The 18,463-nt window shown below is 62.6% G+C and carries 17 protein-coding genes; 3 read left to right on the top strand and 14 right to left on the bottom strand.

Annotated elements, in window-relative coordinates; genetic code table 11:
• Positions 1–73: 73 nt before the first annotated feature.
• Entirely contained in the window at positions 74–1,582 is a 1,509-nt protein-coding gene (gene gcsR, locus Q6A48_RS09880) for a transcriptional regulator GcsR (protein WP_304553910.1), read from the bottom strand.
• A gap of 208 nt (positions 1,583–1,790) precedes the next feature.
• Positions 1,791–2,696 (bottom strand): LysR family transcriptional regulator, encoded by a 906-nt coding sequence (locus Q6A48_RS09875; protein ID WP_304553909.1) that lies wholly within the window; start codon positions 2,694–2,696, stop codon positions 1,791–1,793.
• Positions 2,697–2,808: 112 nt separating this feature from the next.
• Here Q6A48_RS09875 and Q6A48_RS09870 point away from each other — a divergent pair, with 112 nt between their 5' ends.
• Together Q6A48_RS09870 and Q6A48_RS09865 are read left to right on the top strand one after the other, a co-directional pair.
• Positions 2,809–3,687, top strand: coding sequence for an MBL fold metallo-hydrolase (locus Q6A48_RS09870; protein ID WP_304553908.1), 879 nt, complete (start codon positions 2,809–2,811; stop codon positions 3,685–3,687).
• 195 nt (positions 3,688–3,882) lie between these two features.
• On the top strand, positions 3,883–4,497 hold the full coding sequence (locus Q6A48_RS09865) for an NAD(P)-dependent oxidoreductase (protein WP_304553907.1): 615 nt from the start codon (positions 3,883–3,885) through the stop codon (positions 4,495–4,497).
• A 21-nt stretch (positions 4,498–4,518) separates the two neighbouring features.
• Here Q6A48_RS09865 and Q6A48_RS09860 read toward each other — a convergent pair whose 3' ends face one another.
• The 12 genes from Q6A48_RS09860 to Q6A48_RS09805 form a co-directional block, all read right to left on the bottom strand.
• Complete coding sequence (locus tag Q6A48_RS09860; RefSeq protein ID WP_304553982.1) at positions 4,519–4,848, bottom strand: GlpM family protein; 330 nt, start codon at positions 4,846–4,848, stop codon at positions 4,519–4,521.
• A 27-nt stretch (positions 4,849–4,875) separates the two neighbouring features.
• Positions 4,876–6,204, bottom strand: a complete 1,329-nt coding sequence (gene aauR / locus Q6A48_RS09855; protein WP_304553906.1) for a two-component response regulator AauR — start codon at positions 6,202–6,204, stop codon at positions 4,876–4,878.
• Complete coding sequence (gene aauS / locus Q6A48_RS09850) at positions 6,201–8,102, bottom strand: two-component sensor histidine kinase AauS (protein ID WP_304553904.1); 1,902 nt, start codon at positions 8,100–8,102, stop codon at positions 6,201–6,203. Before aauS ends, aauR begins: the two co-directional genes overlap by 4 nt.
• 163 nt (positions 8,103–8,265) lie before the next feature.
• Complete coding sequence (locus Q6A48_RS09845) at positions 8,266–9,000, bottom strand: amino acid ABC transporter ATP-binding protein (RefSeq protein WP_003204983.1); 735 nt, start codon at positions 8,998–9,000, stop codon at positions 8,266–8,268.
• The gene (locus Q6A48_RS09840; protein WP_304553981.1) at positions 8,997–9,668 is read right to left on the bottom strand and encodes an amino acid ABC transporter permease; all 672 of its coding nucleotides are present in this window, start codon (positions 9,666–9,668) and stop codon (positions 8,997–8,999) included. The genes Q6A48_RS09845 and Q6A48_RS09840 overlap by 4 nt, the downstream gene beginning before the upstream one ends.
• A complete protein-coding gene (locus tag Q6A48_RS09835) occupies positions 9,668–10,414 on the bottom strand; it encodes an amino acid ABC transporter permease (protein ID WP_047701169.1) in 747 nt (248 codons plus the stop codon). The genes Q6A48_RS09840 and Q6A48_RS09835 overlap by 1 nt, the downstream gene beginning before the upstream one ends.
• A 195-nt stretch (positions 10,415–10,609) precedes the next feature.
• Positions 10,610–11,524 carry a glutamate/aspartate ABC transporter substrate-binding protein gene (locus Q6A48_RS09830; protein WP_042730392.1) on the bottom strand — a complete coding sequence of 305 codons (915 nt, stop codon included), beginning with the start codon at positions 11,522–11,524 and terminating at the stop codon, positions 10,610–10,612.
• A 435-nt stretch (positions 11,525–11,959) separates the two neighbouring features.
• On the bottom strand, positions 11,960–12,355 hold the full coding sequence (locus Q6A48_RS09825) for a hypothetical protein (RefSeq protein WP_304553898.1): 396 nt from the start codon (positions 12,353–12,355) through the stop codon (positions 11,960–11,962).
• A gap of 168 nt (positions 12,356–12,523) precedes the next feature.
• Positions 12,524–14,062, bottom strand: coding sequence for a glycerol-3-phosphate dehydrogenase (gene glpD / locus Q6A48_RS09820; protein WP_304553897.1), 1,539 nt, complete (start codon positions 14,060–14,062; stop codon positions 12,524–12,526).
• 315 nt (positions 14,063–14,377) lie between these two features.
• Positions 14,378–15,133, bottom strand: a complete 756-nt coding sequence (locus Q6A48_RS09815; RefSeq protein ID WP_304553896.1) for a DeoR/GlpR family transcriptional regulator — start codon at positions 15,131–15,133, stop codon at positions 14,378–14,380.
• 85 nt (positions 15,134–15,218) lie between these two features.
• Positions 15,219–16,724: a glycerol kinase GlpK gene (gene glpK / locus Q6A48_RS09810; RefSeq protein WP_304553895.1), complete on the bottom strand. Its 1,506-nt coding sequence runs from the start codon at positions 16,722–16,724 to the stop codon at positions 15,219–15,221.
• A gap of 77 nt (positions 16,725–16,801) precedes the next feature.
• The gene (locus Q6A48_RS09805) at positions 16,802–17,653 is read right to left on the bottom strand and encodes an MIP/aquaporin family protein (protein ID WP_304553894.1); all 852 of its coding nucleotides are present in this window, start codon (positions 17,651–17,653) and stop codon (positions 16,802–16,804) included.
• A 321-nt stretch (positions 17,654–17,974) separates the two neighbouring features.
• Here Q6A48_RS09805 and ybaK point away from each other — a divergent pair, with 321 nt between their 5' ends.
• The gene (gene ybaK, locus Q6A48_RS09800) at positions 17,975–18,445 is read left to right on the top strand and encodes a Cys-tRNA(Pro) deacylase (RefSeq protein WP_304553893.1); all 471 of its coding nucleotides are present in this window, start codon (positions 17,975–17,977) and stop codon (positions 18,443–18,445) included.
• Positions 18,446–18,463 lie beyond the last annotated feature (18 nt).

The following is an 18,463-nucleotide window of genomic DNA, read 5'->3' as shown; positions in this document are numbered from 1 at the left end:
GTCAGTCAACCTGGGGCTGACTGGGCTACCGTCATCGCGAGCAAGCTCGCTCCCACAGGGGGCTGTGGCGGGTTTATGGCTTTCCGGAAATGCCGTATTTGCGCAACCGATGGGCGATCGCGGTATGGGAAGTCTGCAGGCGGCTGGCGAGCTGGCGGGTCGAGGGGTAGTTGACGTAGAGGCTTTCGAGCAGGTGCTTCTCGAAGGCTTCCACGGCCTGTTCCAGGCTTTCGACCTCCACGTCGCCCTGGCGCGCGACGGAGGTGCCGGCGATGTCCAGGTCGCCGATGTCCACCAGGCTGCTTTCGCAGATGGCGGCGGCGCGGAAGATCACGTTCTGCAGTTGCCGCACATTGCCCGGCCAGCGATTGCCCAGCAACGCCGGGTAGGTGCCGGGGGCGAGGCGGCAGACCGGGCGCTGGATCTGGGCGCAGGCCTGCTGCATGAAGTAGCGCGCCAGCAGCAGGATGTCCTGGCCGCGCTCGCGCAGCGGCGGGACCTCGACGTTGAGCACGTTGAGGCGATAGAACAGGTCTTCGCGGAACGAGCCTTCGCTGACCATTTTCTCCAGGTTGCGGTGCGTGGCGCTGAGGATCCGCACGTTGACCTTGATTTCCCGATCGCCGCCCACCCGGCGGAAGCTGCCGTCGTTCAGGAACCGCAGCAGCTTGGCTTGCAGGTACGGCGACATCTCGCCAATTTCATCGAGAAACACCGTGCCCTGGTTCGCCAACTCCATGAGCCCCGGCTTGCCGCCCCGTTGCGCACCCGTGAAGGCGCCGGGGGCATAGCCGAACAGTTCGCTTTCGGCCAGGTTCTCCGGCAACGCGGCGCAGTTCAGGGCCAGGAACGGCGCGCTGTGACGGGCGCTGATGGCGTGGCAGGCACGGGCCACCAGTTCCTTGCCGGTGCCGGTCTCGCCCTGGATCAGCAACGGCGCATCCAACGCCGCGACCCGTTGGGCCCGGGCCTTGAGGGTGCGGATCGCGGGGGAGTCGCCGAGCAGCGCGTCGAAGCCTTCGGCGTGATCGTGGTGCAGGGCCGACAGGCGTTCGCCGATGCGGTTCGGTGGATAGAGTGTCAGCAGGGCGCCAGCGTCCGTGATGGGCGTGGCGTCCAGCAGCAAGGTCTGGCCATTGAGGGTGATTTCCCGCAGCGGCAGGCGAAAGCCGTTCTCCAGCAGGGCGCCCAGCAGCGCCTCGTCACCGAACAGCCCCGCCACGCTTTCCCCGGCCGGCTCCCGGCCGTACAAGGCAATCAGCGCGGGGTTGGCCAGCAACACATTGCCGGCGCTGTCCAGGGCCAGCACCGGGTCGGTCATGGCCGCCAGCAGGGCGTCGAGCTGCAAGTGCCGGCGTTGGCCTGGCAGGATGTCCACCACCGTCACCGTTTGCACACCCCGTACGCTGAACAAGGCCTCGCGCAACTCATCCAGCACTTGCGGGCTGAGGGTCGGGGCGTCGATGTAGACGTTGGGCGGCACCATCTCCACGGCATCCAGGTTGAGGTTGCGCCCACCGAGCAAGGCCAGGACTTCCTGGGTGATGCCGACGCGGTCGATGAAACTGACGTGGATACGCATGGAGCGGTTCTGGGTTCTGGCGCAAGAAGGGTGGCCAGTATGCCTCGGGGCGGGCGGTTGGTGAAATCCTGGCGCAATACTTGAGAGCGACGGTGACCCCGTGTGGGAGCGAGCTTGCTCGCGATGGCGGAGTGTCAGCCACCCTTTATTGACTGACACACCGCTATCGCGAGCAAGCTCGCTCCCACAGAGGTTCCCCAGGCGGCAGCTACAACCCCACATCCCACTCAGGCGTCTCGGGAAACGTCACCACCAGGAAATCCAGCAGGCTGCGTAGCGCCGACGGCATGTGCTTGCGTGAGGCATACACGGCGTACATGTTCATCCGGCGCGGTTCGGCGTGGGGCACCAGGCGCACCAGTTCACCGCGCTTGATATGGGCGCCAGCCTGGTAGCTGGGCAGCATGGCCACGCCGGCGCCTGCCATGGCCGCTTGCAGGAGGGTGGTGGCCTCGTTGCTGCTGATATTGCCTTGCACCGGCACCGAGACCGGCTCGCCGTCCTGTTCGAAGTGCCAGAGGCTCTTGCCCACGTAGGCGTGCGTCAGGCAGTTGTGCTGGCTCAGGTCCTCGACCCGCTGCGGTGCCGGGTGCTCTTTCAAGTAATCGGGCGAGGCGCAGATCACCGAGCGGCACACCGTGAGGCGGCGGGCGATCAGGTTCGGGTCCAGGTCGTTGCTCATGCGGATCGCCAGGTCGATGCGCTCGTCCACCAGGTTCACGGTGCGATCGAGCATCTGCAGGTCCACGCTCACCCCGGGGTAACGCTTGACGTATTCGGCCATGGCACGCGTCAGCTGGGCCTGGCCGAAGGAGGTGCTGGTGCTGATGCGCAGTTGGCCCCGGGGCGCGTCGTCCGGCTTGCTGACGGCCGCTTGCAGGTCGCCGGACAGGTCCAGCATCTGCCGGCAGCGCGGCAGGATTTCCGTGCCGGCGGCGGTCAGGCTCAGCCTGCGGGTGGTGCGGTGCATCAGCCGGGCGCCGACCCAGTTCTCCAGTTCCGCCAGGTATCGCGATACCACCGGTCGCGACAGGTCCAGGTGCTCTGCCGCCGCCGACTGGCTGCCCAGGTCCACCACCGTGACGAACACTTGCATTGCTTGGAGACGATCCATGATTTGCCCGGTTTCAGAAACAAACTATGTCTGATCATCGCATTTTTTAGAACGAGTCTGGTCACTAAGCTCCTTCTCCATCCCTACGGGCATTTGGACAACGGAGCACAGCATGACCCCCTTCACCCCCCTCAAGCGCCTGTTGCTGGCGGCCGCCTCCCTGGCGTTCGCGGCCCACGGCTGGGCAGCCGACCTGACGCTGGATGTCTACAACCCTGGCGCGGCGGCGATTTTCCCGGTGACCTCGGTGCTGGTCAGCGGCGAGCACGAAGCCATCCTGGTCGACGCCCAGTTCGGCAAGTCCCAGGCCGAACAGGTCGTGGAAAAAATTCGCGCCAGCGGAAAACGACTGACCACGATTTATATCAGCCACGGCGATCCCGACTACTATTTTGGTTTGCCCACCCTGACCGCCGCTTTTCCCGAGGCCAAGGTGCTGGCCTCCGCGCCGACCGTCGAACACATCAAGCACACGGTCGACGGCAAGCTGAAGCATTGGGGGCCGATCCTCAAGGCCGATGCGCCGGACACTGCCATCGTGCCCCAGGTGCTCAAGGGCGACAGCCTGACCCTGGAGGGCAAGCGTTTGCAGGTCGTCGGCCTGGACGGCCCGCAGCCGGCGCGCAGTTTCGTGTGGATTCCGTCGATCAAGGCGGTGATCGGGGGCGTGGTGGTGGCCGAGAACATTCATGTGTGGATGGCTGACACCCAGACGCCGCAGTCCCACAAGGACTGGCTGGCGACCCTCGCCGGTATTGAAAAGCTGCATCCGGACACCGTGATTCCAGGCCACTACCTGGGTGAAAGCGCCCGGTCCCTGGCCCCGGTGACATTCACCGCTGGCTATATCAAGGCCTTCGATGAAGAAACCGCCAAGGCCAAGGATTCCGCCGCGCTGATCGCCGTCATGAAGCAACGCTACCCGAACCTGGGTGAAGACAGCTCCCTGGAACTGAGTGCCAAGGTCGCCAAGGGCGAGATGAAGTGGTGAATACCGATCGTTGATCGGAGCACCGTTGTGGCGAGGGGATTTATCCCCGCTGGGTTGCGCAGCAACCCCCTGCGTCCTGACTGTCACATTGCAGCGATTGATAAGTCGTGGGACTGCTTCGCAGTCCAGCGGGGATAAATCCCCTCGCCACAAAAAGCAGGTCTTTTCAACCATCCTGAGTTACTGGAGAACACCATGAGCAAGATCGCAATCATCGGCGCCACCGGTCGTGCCGGCAGCCAACTGCTGGAAGAAGCCCTGCGTCGCGGCCACAGCGTGACGGCCATTGCCCGCAACACCGCAAGCATCGGCGACCGCCCCGGCGTGGTCAGCCAACCATTGGACGTCCTGGACAGCGAAGCATTGACCGCCGCTGTCGCCGGTCACGATGCGGTGATCAGTGCCGCGCACTTTGCCAGCGTACCAGCCGACAAGATCATCGCGCCGCTGAAAGCCGCCGGGGTCAAGCGCTTGCTGGTGGTGGGCGGGGCCGGTTCGTTGCTGCTGCCGGACAACACCCGGGTGATCGACAGCGACGGCTTCCCGGCGGAATACCTGGCCGAAGCCAGCGCCGGCGCCTTGTTCCTGGACGTGCTGCGCAAGGAACAGGACCTGGACTGGACCTTCCTCTCGCCGTCGGCGGAGTTCGTCGAAACCGAGCGCACCGGCCAGTTCCGGGTTGGCAAGGATCACCTGCTGTTCGACGAGGCCGGGCGCAGTTGGATCAGTTTCGCCGACTATGCCATTGCGATGATCGATGAGGTCCAGACCCCTCGGTTTTCGCGGACCCGGTTTACCGTCGGCTACTGAGCCGTGCTTGCGCGCCTCTGATCAGCCGTGGATTCTCACCCAGGCACTGACCAGCACCGTCGCGGCCATCAGCCAGGCGACGGCTGCCACCGCCAATGAGGCTTCGAGGCGCATCCGGTCGATCATCACGTACAGCGTCGCGAGATAGACGAAATACGGAATGATCGACCACATGCCGAACACGATGGTGGTCTTCAGGTCGTCCACCGAGCGGCCCTTGCCGACGATGTAGTGGGCGATCAGGGCAAAGGTGGGAAACAGCGGCACCAGCCCGGCGATGTAGTAGTTGCGCGTCTTGGCCAGCATCGCCAGGATCACCACCACGGCGGCCCCCAGCGCCGCCTTGAAAATCAGATCCACAGGTTTTTGCCCCGGTTGTTAATGGCTCAGGCCGTACTTTTTGACTTTGTCGAACAGGGTGGTCTTGGCCATGCCCAGTTCCTGGCTGGCCTGGGTCAGGTTGCCACCGCTGCGCTGCAGGGCGTCCGCCAGCAGGTTGCGTTCGAAGGCTTCCACCGCTTCGGCGAAGGCCAGGCCCTGGCCGCCGCTGCTGGCGCCGGATTTCTTGAAGGCGGGCAAACCAAGGGCGTAGCGCTCGGCGACGTTGCGCAGCTCGCGCACATTGCCCGGCCAGTCATGGCTCATCAGGTTCGACAGCGTCTGGTTGTCCAGCGCCGGTACCGTGCGGTCGAAACGCAGGGACGACTGCTGGAGGAAATGTTCGAACAATTGCAGGATGTCCTCGCGTCGCTCGCGCAGGGGCGGCAGTTCCAGCGTCACCACGTTGAGACGGTAATACAAGTCGCTGCGGAACTGGCCGGCGCGGCCCATTTCGTCCAGGTCGGACTTGGTCGCGGCAATCACCCGGCAGTCCACCGCCACGCTCTGGTTCGAGCCCAGGCGTTCGAGGGTGCGCTCCTGCAACACCCGCAGCAGCTTGATTTGCAGGGGCAGGGGCATGCTTTCCACTTCATCGAGAAACAGCGTACCGCCGTCGGCGTGCTCGATCTTGCCGATCCGGCGCTTGCCGGCGCCGGTGAAGGCATTGGCTTCGTGGCCGAAAATCTCGCTCTCGAACAGGTTCTCCGGCAGGCCGCCGCAGTTGAGCGCGACGAACTGCTTGTCGTGGCGTCGGCTGAAGTCATGCAGGCAGCGGGCGACCAGTTCCTTGCCGGTGCCGGTCTCGCCTTCGATCAGCACGTTGGCCGAGGTGTCGGCGACATTGGCGATCAGTGCGCGCAGGTGCTGCATGGCTGGCGAGCGGCCGATGATGCGGCCTTCCAGGGAGTCGCGTTCGGCCAGTTGCCGACGTAGCGAGGACACTTCGCGGGCCAGGCTGCGCTGTTCCAGGGCGCGGCGGGCGACGTCCACCAGGCGTTCGGGGGAGAAGGGCTTCTCCATGAAGTCATAGGCGCCTTTTTGCATCGCGCCAACGGCCATGGAAATGTCGCCGTGGCCAGTGATCAGCACCACGGGCAGGCGGCTGTCCCGGGCCTTGAGGCGGGTCAGCAGTTCCAGGCCATCGATGCCCGGCAGGCGAATGTCGCTGATGACGATGCCGGCAAAGTCATCGCCCACCCGCTCCAGGGCTTCTTCGGCGCTGCCCACGCCGATGCACGGGATGTCTTCCAGGCTCAGGGCCTGCTGGCAACCCAGCAGGACGTGGGGGTCGTCTTCGACGATCAGTACGCTCAGGTCGTTGTTCATGGCTGCTCGGCTGGAGGAAGGCTTACCAACGGTAAACTGAGGACGAAGGTGGTGCCACGCTCGACCGGGAATTCAACGCCCAGGTGCCCGCCCGCGGCGGCGGCCAGGCTTGCCGAGAGCGTCAGGCCCAGGCCCAGGCCCTGTTCGCCGGGCTTGGTGGTGAAGAACGGTTCGAACAAATGCTTGCGGGCTTGCGGGTCGATGCCGTGGCCGTTGTCCCGCACCCGCAGGCGGTACTTGCCGTGGCTGGTTTCGCCGTCGAGCCACAGCTGCGGATCGGGCTGGCCCTGCATGGCGTCCAGGGCGTTGCCGACCAGGTTCACCAGGATCTGCTCCAGGCGCGTCTGGTCGATCTGCAACTGGACATCGGTGAACCCGTCGTGGATCTGGATGTTCAGGTGTTCCAGGCGCCCGGCGAGCAATTGCAGCGCGGCCTCGACGGCCTTGCCCAGGCTTGCCCGGCCCTGGTCGTCGCCCCGTCGGGCAAAGGCGCGCAGGCTGGCGGTGATGCGGCCCATGCGGTCGATCAATTCGTTGATGGTCTTGAGGTTGGTGCTGGCGATGTCCAGTTGGCCGCGTTCGAGGAAGCGCACGGTATTGCCGGACAAGGTGCGCAGCGCCGCCAGCGGCTGGTTGAGCTCATGGGCGATGCTGGTGGACATCTGGCCGATGGCCGCCAGCTTGCCGGCCTGCACCAGTTCGTCCTGGGCCCGGCGCAGGGTCTCTTCGGCCTGCCGGCGCTCGCGGATCTGGCTCTTGAGCCGCTCGTTGCTGGCCCGCAGGTCGGTGGTGCGTTCGGTAATCCGACGTTCCAGCTGGCTGTTGGCTTCCTGCAAGGCTTCCCGGGCCGCGAGGCGGGTGGCGATGACCTTGCGCCGCTCGTTCCAGGCGATCAGCAGGAAAGCCACCAGGGCGAAGGCCACCGCCACCAGGATGCCTTGGTTGATCGCCTGGCGACGCAGGTCTTCCAACGGGGTCAGCAAGGTGAAGTTCCACGGTGTGTCGCTCAGTGGGCGGGTCTGCGACAAGTAGCTGATGGCGCGTTCATCGGACACCAGCTCGGTGTTGGCCGGGAAGGTCAGTTTTTCCATACCTTCAGCCAGGCGCTCCCGGGCCAGGGGCACCAGTTCGTTCAGCGGGAACCAGTAGTACTGCAGGCTGCGGGCCAGGCGCTCCTTGGTGTCGTCGCTCAACGGCCGCACCGACTTGAGCCGCCGCGCCGGATCGCTGGACAAGATGATGATGCCGTTCTCATCGCTGACGAACGCTTCCAGGCGTGCCCGTTGCCAGCGTTCCTCCATGGCTTCGAGGCGCACCTTGACCACGGCGACGCCGATGATCTTGCCCTGTTCTTCCAGGCCGTGGGCCAGGTAGTAGCCGGGTTCGCCGTTGGTGCTGCCGATGCCGTAGAAGCGACCCGGCTGGCCGCGCACGGCGTTCTGGAAATAGGCGCGGAAGGACAGGTCCTCCCCCAGGTAACTGTCGACGTCGCGCCAGTTGCTGGTGGCCATGACCCGGCCGGTCGTGTCCATCACGTAGATGGCCCGGCTGCGGCTGCGGCGGTTCAAGCCTTCGAGGTATTCGTTGACGGTCTTGCGGTGCTCGGGCGTCGGGTCATCGAGCAGCGTCGAGACACTGGATTCAAGCTCCAGCAGGCTGGGCAGATAGGTGTACTTGCTGATCTCGCTCTCCACCGCCCGGGCGTGCAGCTCCAGTTGGCGTTCGCCGTTCTCGGCGAGGCCACGCACGCCGTAGTGCTCGCTGATCCAGAAGCCGAGATAGCCCAGGCCGATCGTCAGCGCGATGATCAACGGCGGCAGGAACAGATGGCGGATCAGGCGGGGTTTCACGGCAAGTGATGGCGGCGCGGCGCGATAGAGGGTGGGGTCGCATTTCATCACAGAAGCCTTGGGTCAACCACAACACAAATCGACAAAGCCAACACTACCCCCTTGTGGGAGCGAGCTTGCTCGCGATGAGGGCAGCACAGTCAACAGGGATGCTGAATGTCGGTCCGCTATCGCGAGCAAGCTCGCTCCCACAGGATTGGAGCGGTGTTGCTTAGTGCTGCAGGATTTTCTCAAGGAAATGCTGCGCACGTTCGGAGCGGGCACTGATGTCGCCGAAGAACTCTTCCTTCTTGCAGTCCTCGATGATCTGGCCCTGGTCCATGAAGATCACCCGGTTCGCCACTTTGCGGGCGAAGCCCATTTCGTGGGTGACGCACATCATGGTCATGCCTTCGTGGGCCAGTTGCACCATGACGTCGAGCACCTCGTTGACCATTTCCGGGTCGAGGGCCGAGGTCGGTTCGTCGAACAGCATCACCACCGGGTCCATCGCCAGGGCACGGGCAATCGCCACGCGCTGCTGCTGGCCGCCGGAGAGCTGGCCCGGGTGCTTGTGGGCATGGGCCGAAAGGCCGACGCGCTCAAGCAGTTGCAGGCCTTTCTTGGTGGCCTCTTCCTTGCTGCGGCCCAGCACCTTGATCTGCGCGATGGTCAGGTTTTCGGTGATGGTCAGGTGCGGGAACAGTTCGAAGTGCTGGAACACCATGCCCACCCGCGAACGCAATTTCGGCAGGTTGGTCTTCGGGTCGGCGATGGACGTGCCATCGACCACGATGTCGCCTTTCTGGAACGGTTCCAGGGCGTTCACGCACTTGATCAGCGTGGACTTGCCCGAACCCGAAGGGCCGCACACCACCACCACCTCGCCTTTGCTGACCTCGGTGCTGCAATTGGTCAGTACCTGGAAGTCCCCATACCACTTGTTGATGTTCTTGATAGAGATCATACGGCGAACCTTTTTTGCAGACGCTTGACCAGCAGCGAGGCGGCAAAGCTGATTGTGAAGTACACGAGACCTGCGACGATCAGGAACTCATTGGAGCGGCCGATGATGTCGCCATTGGCCCGCGAAGCATTGAGGAAGTCCACCAGGCCGACCGTGTAGACCAGCGAGGTGTCCTGAAACAGGATGATGCTCTGCTGCAACAGCAGCGGGGTCATCTTGCGAAACGCCTGGGGCAGGATGATCAGGCGCATGGTCTGGCCATAGTTCATGCCCAGCGCCTGGGCGGCACCCATCTGGCCCTTGGGGATCGACTGCACGCCGGCCCGCACGATTTCGCAGAAGTACGCCGCCTCGAACATCATGAACGCCACGACGCAGGAGCCGAATGCCCCGATCGGCGTGTCTTCGCCCGTGATCCAGCGCAGCACGAACGGCACCGCCAGGTAGAACCAGGTGATCACCAGCAGCAGCGGGATGGAGCGGAAGTAGTTGACGTAGGCGCCGGCGATGTTGGAGACCAGCTTGTTGTGGGACAGGCGCATCAGCGCCAGGATCGTCCCCAGGATGATGCCGCCGATGACGCCCAGGGCCATCAGCTTCAAGGTCATCACCATGCCGTTCCACAGGCCGGGAATGGCCGGGACGACACCACTGAAATCGAATTCCATCATTTACCCCCCACGGAGATCAGGCCGGGCACCGCGACTTTCTTCTCGACCATGCGCATGAGCAGCATCAGGCTCATGTTCAAGGTGAAGTAGATCAGCGTCGCCAGGGTAAAGGCTTCGAACAGGTTGGCGGAGAACTCGGCGGTCTGCTTGGTCTGCGCGAGCAGCTCCATCAGGCCGATCAGCGAGGCCACGGAGGAGTTCTTGAAGACGTTGAGGAATTCCGAGGTCAGCGGCGGAATGATGATCCGATACGCTTGGGGCAGCAGCACGTTCCAGTAGATCTGCGGCAGCTTGAAGCCCATGGCGCGGGCGGCGGATTCCTGGCCGCGGGGCAGCGCCTGGATACCGGTGCGCACCTGTTCGCACACCCGTGCGGCGGTGAACAACCCCAGGCACACTACGACGCTCAGGTAGGCCGAGGTGGTCGGGTTCAGGTCCTGCTTGTACCACTCCTGCAGGTTTTCCGGCAGCAGGTCGGGCACCAGGAAGTACCAGATGAACAGCTGAACCAGCAGCGGCACGTTACGGAAAAGCTCCACGTAGCAGGTGGCGATGCCCGACACCAGCCGGTTCGGCACGGTGCGCATCACACCCAGGATCGAGCCCAGCAGCAGGGCGATGATCCAGGCGACGACGGCGATGGCGATGGTCCAGCCCAGGCCGGCGATGTACCAGTCGAGATACGTCTCGCTGCCCACGCCGGTGGACTTGAAGAACACGCCCCAGTCCCAGTTGTAATTCATTAGGGTCTCCCCTCAGATCGTTCGATATGCAAATGCCCGCCTGGGGAAGCTCCGTTCCCTCCCTGGCCTTCGAAGGCCAGGCACACGCGATCGGCTCGACAACCACCGTTCGAGTGTTTCCAGATATGCCAGCAGGGAGTGACCATCCCCTGAAAGGGCGGGAGCCCCTTCAGGAGATAAGGTTAGTCAGAAAAATCAGGACTTCTTGTCGTCAGCCGCTTTGTCGGTCGGATTGGCGATCAGGGCCTTGAGCTCGTCGCTCATCGGGAAGTTCAGGTTCAGGTTTTTCGGCGGGATTGGCTGGGTGAACCACTTGTCGTAGATCTTGTTGATCTCGCCCGACGCGTAGGTGGCCTTGATGGCGTCATCCACAGCCTTTTTGAACGGCTCGTCGCCCTTGCGCATCATGCAGCCGTAGATCTCGTAGGACTGTGGCGTACCGGTAACGGCCCAGTCGTCGGCCTTCTTGGCCTTGGCGGCTTCACCGGCCAGCAGGGCGTCGTCCATCATGAACGCGACGGCGCGGCCCGATTCCAGCATCTGGAAGGATTCGCCGTGGTCCTTGGCCGAGATGACGTTCATGCCCATCTGCTTGTCGGCGTTCATGGCCTTGAGCAGGCGCTCGGAGGTGGTGCCGGCGGTGGTCACGACGTTCTTGCCCTTGAGGTCGTCGAAATCCTTGTACTTGGAGTCTTTCTTGGAGAGCAGGCGGGTGCCGATCTCGAAGATGCCCACGGAGAAGTCGACTTGCTGCTGGCGCTCGACGTTGTTGGTGGTGGAGCCGCACTCCAGGTCCACGGTGCCGTTCTGTACCAGCGGGATACGGGTCTGCGAGGTCACCAGGTTGTACTTGACCTGCAGGTTCGGCAGGTCCAGGTCTTTTTTCAGCGCTTCGACGACTTTCAGCTGGATGTCGTGGGAGTAGCCCACTGGCTTGCCGGAAGCGTCCGCGATGTAGGAGAACGGAATGGAAGCGTCGCGATGCCCAAGCGTGATGACGCCGGACTCTTTGATCTTCTTCAGCGTGCCGGTCAGTTCGGCGGCGAAAACCGGGGTGCTGATCAGAGCGGCAGCAATGGCTGCGCCCAGGAGATGGGGAACGATGCGCATCGATGTTTCCTCGACATTGTTTTTTTTATTTCAGCCGGTACGTCGGCCCTGAGTGCTTCGAAACGCCTGGCAGCTCCTGTTGTGTTGGCATGCAGGCATTCGTCTCGAAGGAGTGTAGAGCATGACTCGTGCCAGGAGCCTACCAATAGGCTTTGTGATTGATTTTAAAAGTATTTTTTATTTTTCCAGGACCTGGAAAGCGGGTTGCTGTTCGGTTCGTCGAATGAAGGCTTTCAGCTTCGTTCGGAAAACCGAATGGCGACGACAGCTGGGCGGGTCGCGAGGTGTCTGAAGTGTGCGGGCGCCGGGGGCATGAAGATGGTTGGGGATGCACGCAAGGTGTCATCCCCATCTGCTCGGTTGCTTGCGCCAAGTGAATGCCTGCGCAGCCTTTTGAAGAGGCGCGCCGAAATGTTCCTGCATCGCCACGAAGGTTTACGGGGTGGTTTCTGTGTCCGTGGATTCCGGGTAGGTCCGGAACTCTACTTCAGGGCAGTATTCACCGTAGTTCCCGTCGGTGCCCTGTGCCCGAACTTTAACCAGGTAATATAGGGGGACATTCAAGCCGCTGACATTGATTTCATGCCGATACCATCCATTGGGCCCCGGCGCCACCGTGGTTGCCGGGGTCGGTTGCTCCTGGCCAGTATTCTTGTCAACGACCTTGAACGTGTGGGCGATAATGTCGGATGGGGCGGCGTTCGCCGAGATTAGCCACCCCAGCACGAGCGAGTATTTGGTGCCTCCCTGCTGGGTAAGCTCTCGAGGCGGGGAAGGAATGATCGCCTTGTTTTGGCCACTGGGTGGGGTAGATCCAACTTTGGCAGACATAACAGACTCTCCGGGATGAAATACCATCGGTCATGGCACGTTCATCCTAAGAGTCGTTATCGAAGCTGGGTACTGGTAGAAATGCCAGGTATTACGCGCCTGAGCTACCGTTGGTCGAAAACACCTCCTGTTGGCCGGTGGGGACGTCCTCCCTTGGGAGGACGAGGTTCACGCCGCTTCGATCTTGCGGCGGTTATGCTCGACCTTTTCCAGGTATTGCTGCAGTTTTTCCTGTTCGGCCGGGGTGGTGAACAAGCCCAGTTTGCTGCGGCGCCAGAGGATGTCCTGGGCATCGACGGCCCATTCATCGCTGCACAGGTAGTCGACTTCGCGGGTATAGAGCCCCGCGCCGAGGTGTTCGCCCAGGTCGGCAAGGGTGTGCACGCCTTCCAGCATGCGCCAGGTGCGGCTGCCGTAGGTGGTGGCCCAGCGACGAGCGATCTCGGTCGGCAGCCAGTCGAACTTGTCGCGGATGGCCGAGCACAGCGCTTGCGGGGTGGTCATGTTCTCGCCGCCGGGAAGCGTGGCGATGGCGGTCCAGCTCGGGCGCATCTGGGTGAAGTACGGGGCCAGCAGGGCCATGGCCGACTCGGCCAGCTTGCGGTAGGTGGTCAGCTTGCCGCCGAACACCGAGAGCAAGGGCGCTTCCTCGCCACCGCCGGAGAGTGCCAGGGTGTAGTCCCGGGTCACGGCCGAGGGGTTGTCGGATTCGTCGTTGCACAGCGGCCGCACACCGGAATAGCTGTGCAGGATGTCGTCGCGACCGATCTGTTTCTTGAAGTGGGCGTTGACCACCTTCAGCAGGTAGTCGGTTTCGCCCTCGGTGATGGCCACTTTGGCCGGATCACCGGTGTATTCGCGATCGGTGGTGCCGATCAGGGTGAACTGGTTCAAGTACGGAATGGTGAACACGATGCGCTGGTCTTCGTTCTGAAGAATGTGCGCATGTTCGCCTTCATAGAGTTTCGGCACGATCAGGTGGCTGCCCTGGATCAGGCGGATGCCGTAGGGCGATTCCATCTTCAGGTCGTCACGAATGAACTTGGCGACCCACGGACCGGCGGCGTTCACCAGGGCCTTGGCGCGAATCGAAAACAGGCTGCCGTCGGCGCGCTCCAGGTGCAGGTGCCACAACCCTTTGCTGCGACGGGCGTTCACGCAGCGGGTGCGCGTGTGGAGGTGGGCGCCTTTTTCCCGGGCGGCCATGGCGTTGAGTACCACCAGGCGCGCGTCGTCGACCCAACAGTCGGAGTACTCGAAGCCTTTGGTGATCTCGCTTTTCAGCGCGCTGTCGGCACCGAATTTCAAGCTTTTGGAACCGGCGAGCTGTTCACGCTTGCCAAGGTGATCGTAGAGGAACAGGCCGGCGCGAATCATCCAGGCCGGCCGCAGGTGCGGGCGGTGGGGCAGCACGAAGCGCATCTGCTTGACGATGTGCGGCGCCTTGGCCAACAGCACCTCGCGCTCGGCCAGCGCTTCGCGCACCAGGCGGAACTCATAGTGTTCGAGGTAGCGCAGGCCGCCGTGGATCAATTTGCTGCTGGCCGACGATGTATGGCTAGCCAGGTCGTCCTTTTCGCAAAGGAACACCGAAAGACCGCGACCGGCAGCGTCCGCGGCAATCCCTACGCCGTTGATACCGCCGCCAATGACGGCAACATCGTAGACTTCGGCGAGAGGGGGCGTAGGCAAGGTAGAAGTGGGCATCGGCTGGCCTCGGGTTCTTTTCGTAATATTTGAATTCGAACATAAATGTTCATTTGCGAAAATACTAGCCCATAAAGACGACGACAGCCAGTCCGCTTCGATTGAAAATACTGATCAAGGGAAACTGAAAGGAAGATTTTCGAACATTGAAGGAAGGGAGACAGTGCTTGGGCACGCTCTTATGGTGAGAGGGATTTGTGGGAGCAGAGCTTGCTCGCGAAACAGGCAACTCGTTCTATTTAGAAAACTGTGTCGCCTTCATCGCGGGCAAGCCATGCTCCCACAGCAGCCTTGCCACAGGATATTGAAGGGATCTCAGACCACTTCCAGGCGAATCTTGTGCTGGTTCAGCAACTGCACCAGGGCCGGCACCGGTTGCTGGTCGGTCACCAGGCAGTCGATCAGGCTGATCGGCCCCAGGCGAACCATGGCGTTGCGCCCGAACTTGCTGGAGTCCGCCGCCAGCAGCACTTGCCGGGCGTTGGCGATGATGGCCTGGGACACCCGCACTTCCTGGTAATCGAAATCCAGCAGGCTGCCGTCCTCGTCGATACCGCTGATGCCCACCAGGGCGAAGTCGACCTTGAACTGGTTGATGAAGTCGACGCTGGCCTGGCCTACCACGCCGCCGTCTCGCCGCACGTTGCCGCCGGCGATCAGGACTTCGAAGTCGTCCTTGGCACTGAGGATCGACGCCACGTGCAGGTTGTTGGTGATGACCTTGAGGTGGTTGTGGTTGAGCAGCGCGCGGGCGATGGATTCGGTGGTGGTGCCGATGTTGATGAACAGCGAGGCGTGGTCGGGGATCTGGGCGGCAATGGCTTCGGCGATGCGTTGCTTCTCGTCGCGCATCTGGTCGGCGCGCATGGCGTAGGCGGTGTTTTCCACGCTGGAGTCGTAGGCAGCGCCGCCGTGGTAGCGGCGCAGCAGGTTCGCTTCCGCCAGTTGATTGATGTCGCGGCGGATGGTTTGCGGGGTGACGATGAATAACTGCGCCATTTCCTCGATGCTGACGTAGCCGCGCTCGCGGACCAGTTCGAGGATTTGTTGCTGGCGGGGAGGCAGATTCATGGGGCTTCCTTTGGGCTGCCGTACAAAATTTGCCCATGATGCCGCAGGAATCCACTCCCGACCAGTTACAGAACCTTATCAGGCCTTATTCAGCGTCTTGGTGGGGCTCCCAGTCGCGGGTACGGCTGACCGCTTTCTGCCAGCCGGCGTAGAGCTTCTCCTTCGCCGGTTCGTCCAGTTGCGGTTCGAATTCGCGCTCGATCACCGCCTTGCCGCGCAATTCTTCCAGGCTGCCCCAGAAGCCGCACGCCAGGCCGGCCAGGTAGGCCGCGCCCAAGGCCGTGGTTTCACGCATTTTCGGACGTTCGACCCGGGTGCCCAGGATGTCGGCCTGGAACTGCATGAGGAAGTTGTTCGCCACCGCACCGCCGTCCACGCGCAGGGCCTTGAGGCGCTCGCCGGAATCCTGTTGCATGGCATCGAGCACGTCGCGGGTCTGGTAGGCAATCGACTCCAGCGCCGCGCGGATGATGTGGTCGACCCGCACGCCCCGGGTCAGGCCGAACAATGCGCCGCGAGCATAGGGGTCCCAGTACGGCGCGCCGAGGCCGGTGAAGGCCGGCACCAGGTACACGCCGTTGCTGTCCTTGACCTTGTTGGCGAAGTATTCGGTGTCCAGGGCGTCGTTGATGATCTTCAGTTCATCGCGCAACCACTGCACGGTGGAGCCGCCATTGAACACCGCGCCTTCGAGGGCGTAGGCGACTTCGCCGCGTGGCCCGCAACCGATGGTGGTAAGCATGCCGTGGTTGGACTTGACCGCCTTGTTGCCGGTGTTCATCAGCAGGAAGCAGCCAGTGCCGTAGGTGTTCTTCGCCTGGCCCGGTTCCACGCACATCTGGCCGAAGAGGGCGGCCTGCTGGTCGCCGGCGATGCCGCCGATGGCGATGCCGCTCTTGGTGCGGCCGTAGATCTCCGAGGACGATTTCACTTCCGGGAGCATTTCCCGGGGAATGTCGAGGATCTCCAGCATCTTCGCGTCCCACTCCAGCGTGTGGATGTTGAAGAGCATGGTGCGCGAGGCGTTGGTGTAGTCGGTGACATGGACCTTGCCGCCGGTAAATTTCCAGATCAGCCAGCTGTCGACGGTGCCGAACAGCAGTTCGCCGTTGCGGGCGCGTGCGCGGCTGCCTTCGACGTTGTCCAGGATCCACTTGAGCTTGGTGCCGGAGAAGTACGGGTCGGTCACCAGGCCAGTGGTTTCACTGATGTACTGCTCGTGGCCGTCGCGCTTGAGCTGCTGGCAGATCTCGGTGCTGCGACGGCATTGCCAGACCACGGCGTTGTAGATCGGGCGACCGGTGGTCTTGTCCCACACCACCGTGGTTTCACGCTGGTTGGTGATGCCGATGGCGGCGACCTGGTCATGGTGCAAGCCGGCCTGGGCCAGCGCCTCGACCATGACGGCGCTCTGGGTGGCGAAGATTTCCATCGGGTCGTGTTCGACCCAGCCGGCCTGGGGATAATGCTGGGCGAATTCGCGCTGGGCGATGCAGACCACGTTGGCGTCGCGGTCGAAAATGATCGCGCGCGAGCTGGTCGTGCCCTGGTCGAGGGCAATGATGTAGTTCTTGTTCTGGAGGTCGGTCATGTCGATTGCCTTGGGACGAAAATAAGGGCTGAGGCCATGGCGCACGTTCGAACGGGCAGGAACGTGCGCCGACTGTTTCAGGATGTTCTGGGCTTGCCATCAATGGCCGGTTCTGCATCCTTTATAGCGGTCGTGGCACTGGGCAGATGGCGGGCGATCAACCCGCGATAGGCCGCAGCACCCAGGCATGCACCCAGCAGCGGTGCAAAAATCGGAACCAGGAAGTAGGGGATGTCGCGTCCACCGGTGAGGGAAATTTCACCCCAGCCAGCGACGAAAGTCATCAGTTTAGGGCCAAAGTCCCGGGCCGGGTTCATCGCGAAGCCGGTCAGCGGCCCCATCGAGCTGCCGATCACCGCGATCAACAGGCCGATCAGCAGCGGCGCCAAGGGCCCCCGGGGCAGGCCATTGTTATCGTCGGTGAGGGACATGATCACCCCCATCAGGATCGCGGTGATGATCATTTCCACGACGAAAGCCTGACCCGTGGAGAGGGCCGGGTGCGGGTAGGTGGAGAACACCGACGCCAGTTCGAGGCTGGCCTCGGTGCCGCGGATCATGTGCCGTGACTGTTCGAAATCGAAGAACAGGTTGCTGTACAGCGTGTACACCAGCAAGGCACCGCAGAAGGCGCCGGCGACCTGGCAAAAGATATAGAAGGGCAATTTGCGCTTTTCGAAGTCAGTGAACAGGCACAAGGCGATGCTGACGGCAGGGTTCAGGTGCGCACCGGAAATACCCGCGGTGAGGTAGATCGCCATGCTGACGCCGACGCCCCAGATGATGCTGATTTCCCACAGGCCGAAACTCGCACCCGCGACCTTGAGCGCTGCAACGCAACCGGTCCCGAAAAAGATCAATAGCGCTGTACCCAGGAATTCGGCCAGGCATTGGCTGGAAAGGGACGGCTGTTGTGAAGCAATGGTCATTCGAACCTCGGTTATTGTTTTTTTCCGGGCGCGTTCGAGCAGGCTCTATAGCGCGATTTCCGCCGAGACAGGATCCCTTCCTGGACTCGGGTTGTTGCTTGAGACATGCGTTTTGACTTTCAGTTTCGAAAAAATATAGACAAGAAACGCCGGTGTCAAAGGTCGAAAGTGAACCGTCGGTCACATTTAAACTATTCGCGGTGTGAATGACTGCTTCTTCGCCAGGCTGGTGCCCACGGCGGCAGCGCAACCCGCAGCGTTTTGGTCGGTGATGACTTAGAATCCGTCCCAGTCTTTTTGATTGCCTTGCCAGGAGCGGCCATGACCCCCGCGTTGGATCTGCTGAAGAAAGTGCGTGCCGAACATCGTATCCACAGTTATGAACACGACCCCAAGGCCGCGTCCTACGGCCTGGAAGCGGCGGAAAAACTCGGGTTGGAACCGGCCCAGGTGTTCAAGACGTTACTGGCGGCCAGCGAAAAAGGTGAGCTGCTGGTGGCGGTCGTGCCGGTGGCGGGGAGCCTGGATCTGAAAGGGCTGGCCCACGCGGCAGGGGTGAAGAAGGTGGAAATGGCTGACCCGGCGGCGGCGCAGCGTTCCACCGGGTATTTGCTCGGCGGCATCAGCCCGTTGGGGCAGAAGAAGCGCCTGCGCACGTTTATCGATACCTCTGCCGAGTCGTTCGACAGCATCTTCGTCAGTGCGGGACGGCGCGGGCTGGAAGTGGAGCTGGCGCCTGCGGTGCTGGCCGAACATACCGGGGCGAAGTTCGCCGGGATCGGGCGCGCTTGATCCCCGCCTCGTTCGCGG

It is taken from the genome of Pseudomonas citrullilanati (assembly GCF_030580855.1).
Classification (GTDB): domain Bacteria; phylum Pseudomonadota; class Gammaproteobacteria; order Pseudomonadales; family Pseudomonadaceae; genus Aquipseudomonas; species Aquipseudomonas citrulli.
This window is presented reverse-complemented; position numbering and strand designations above follow the sequence as displayed.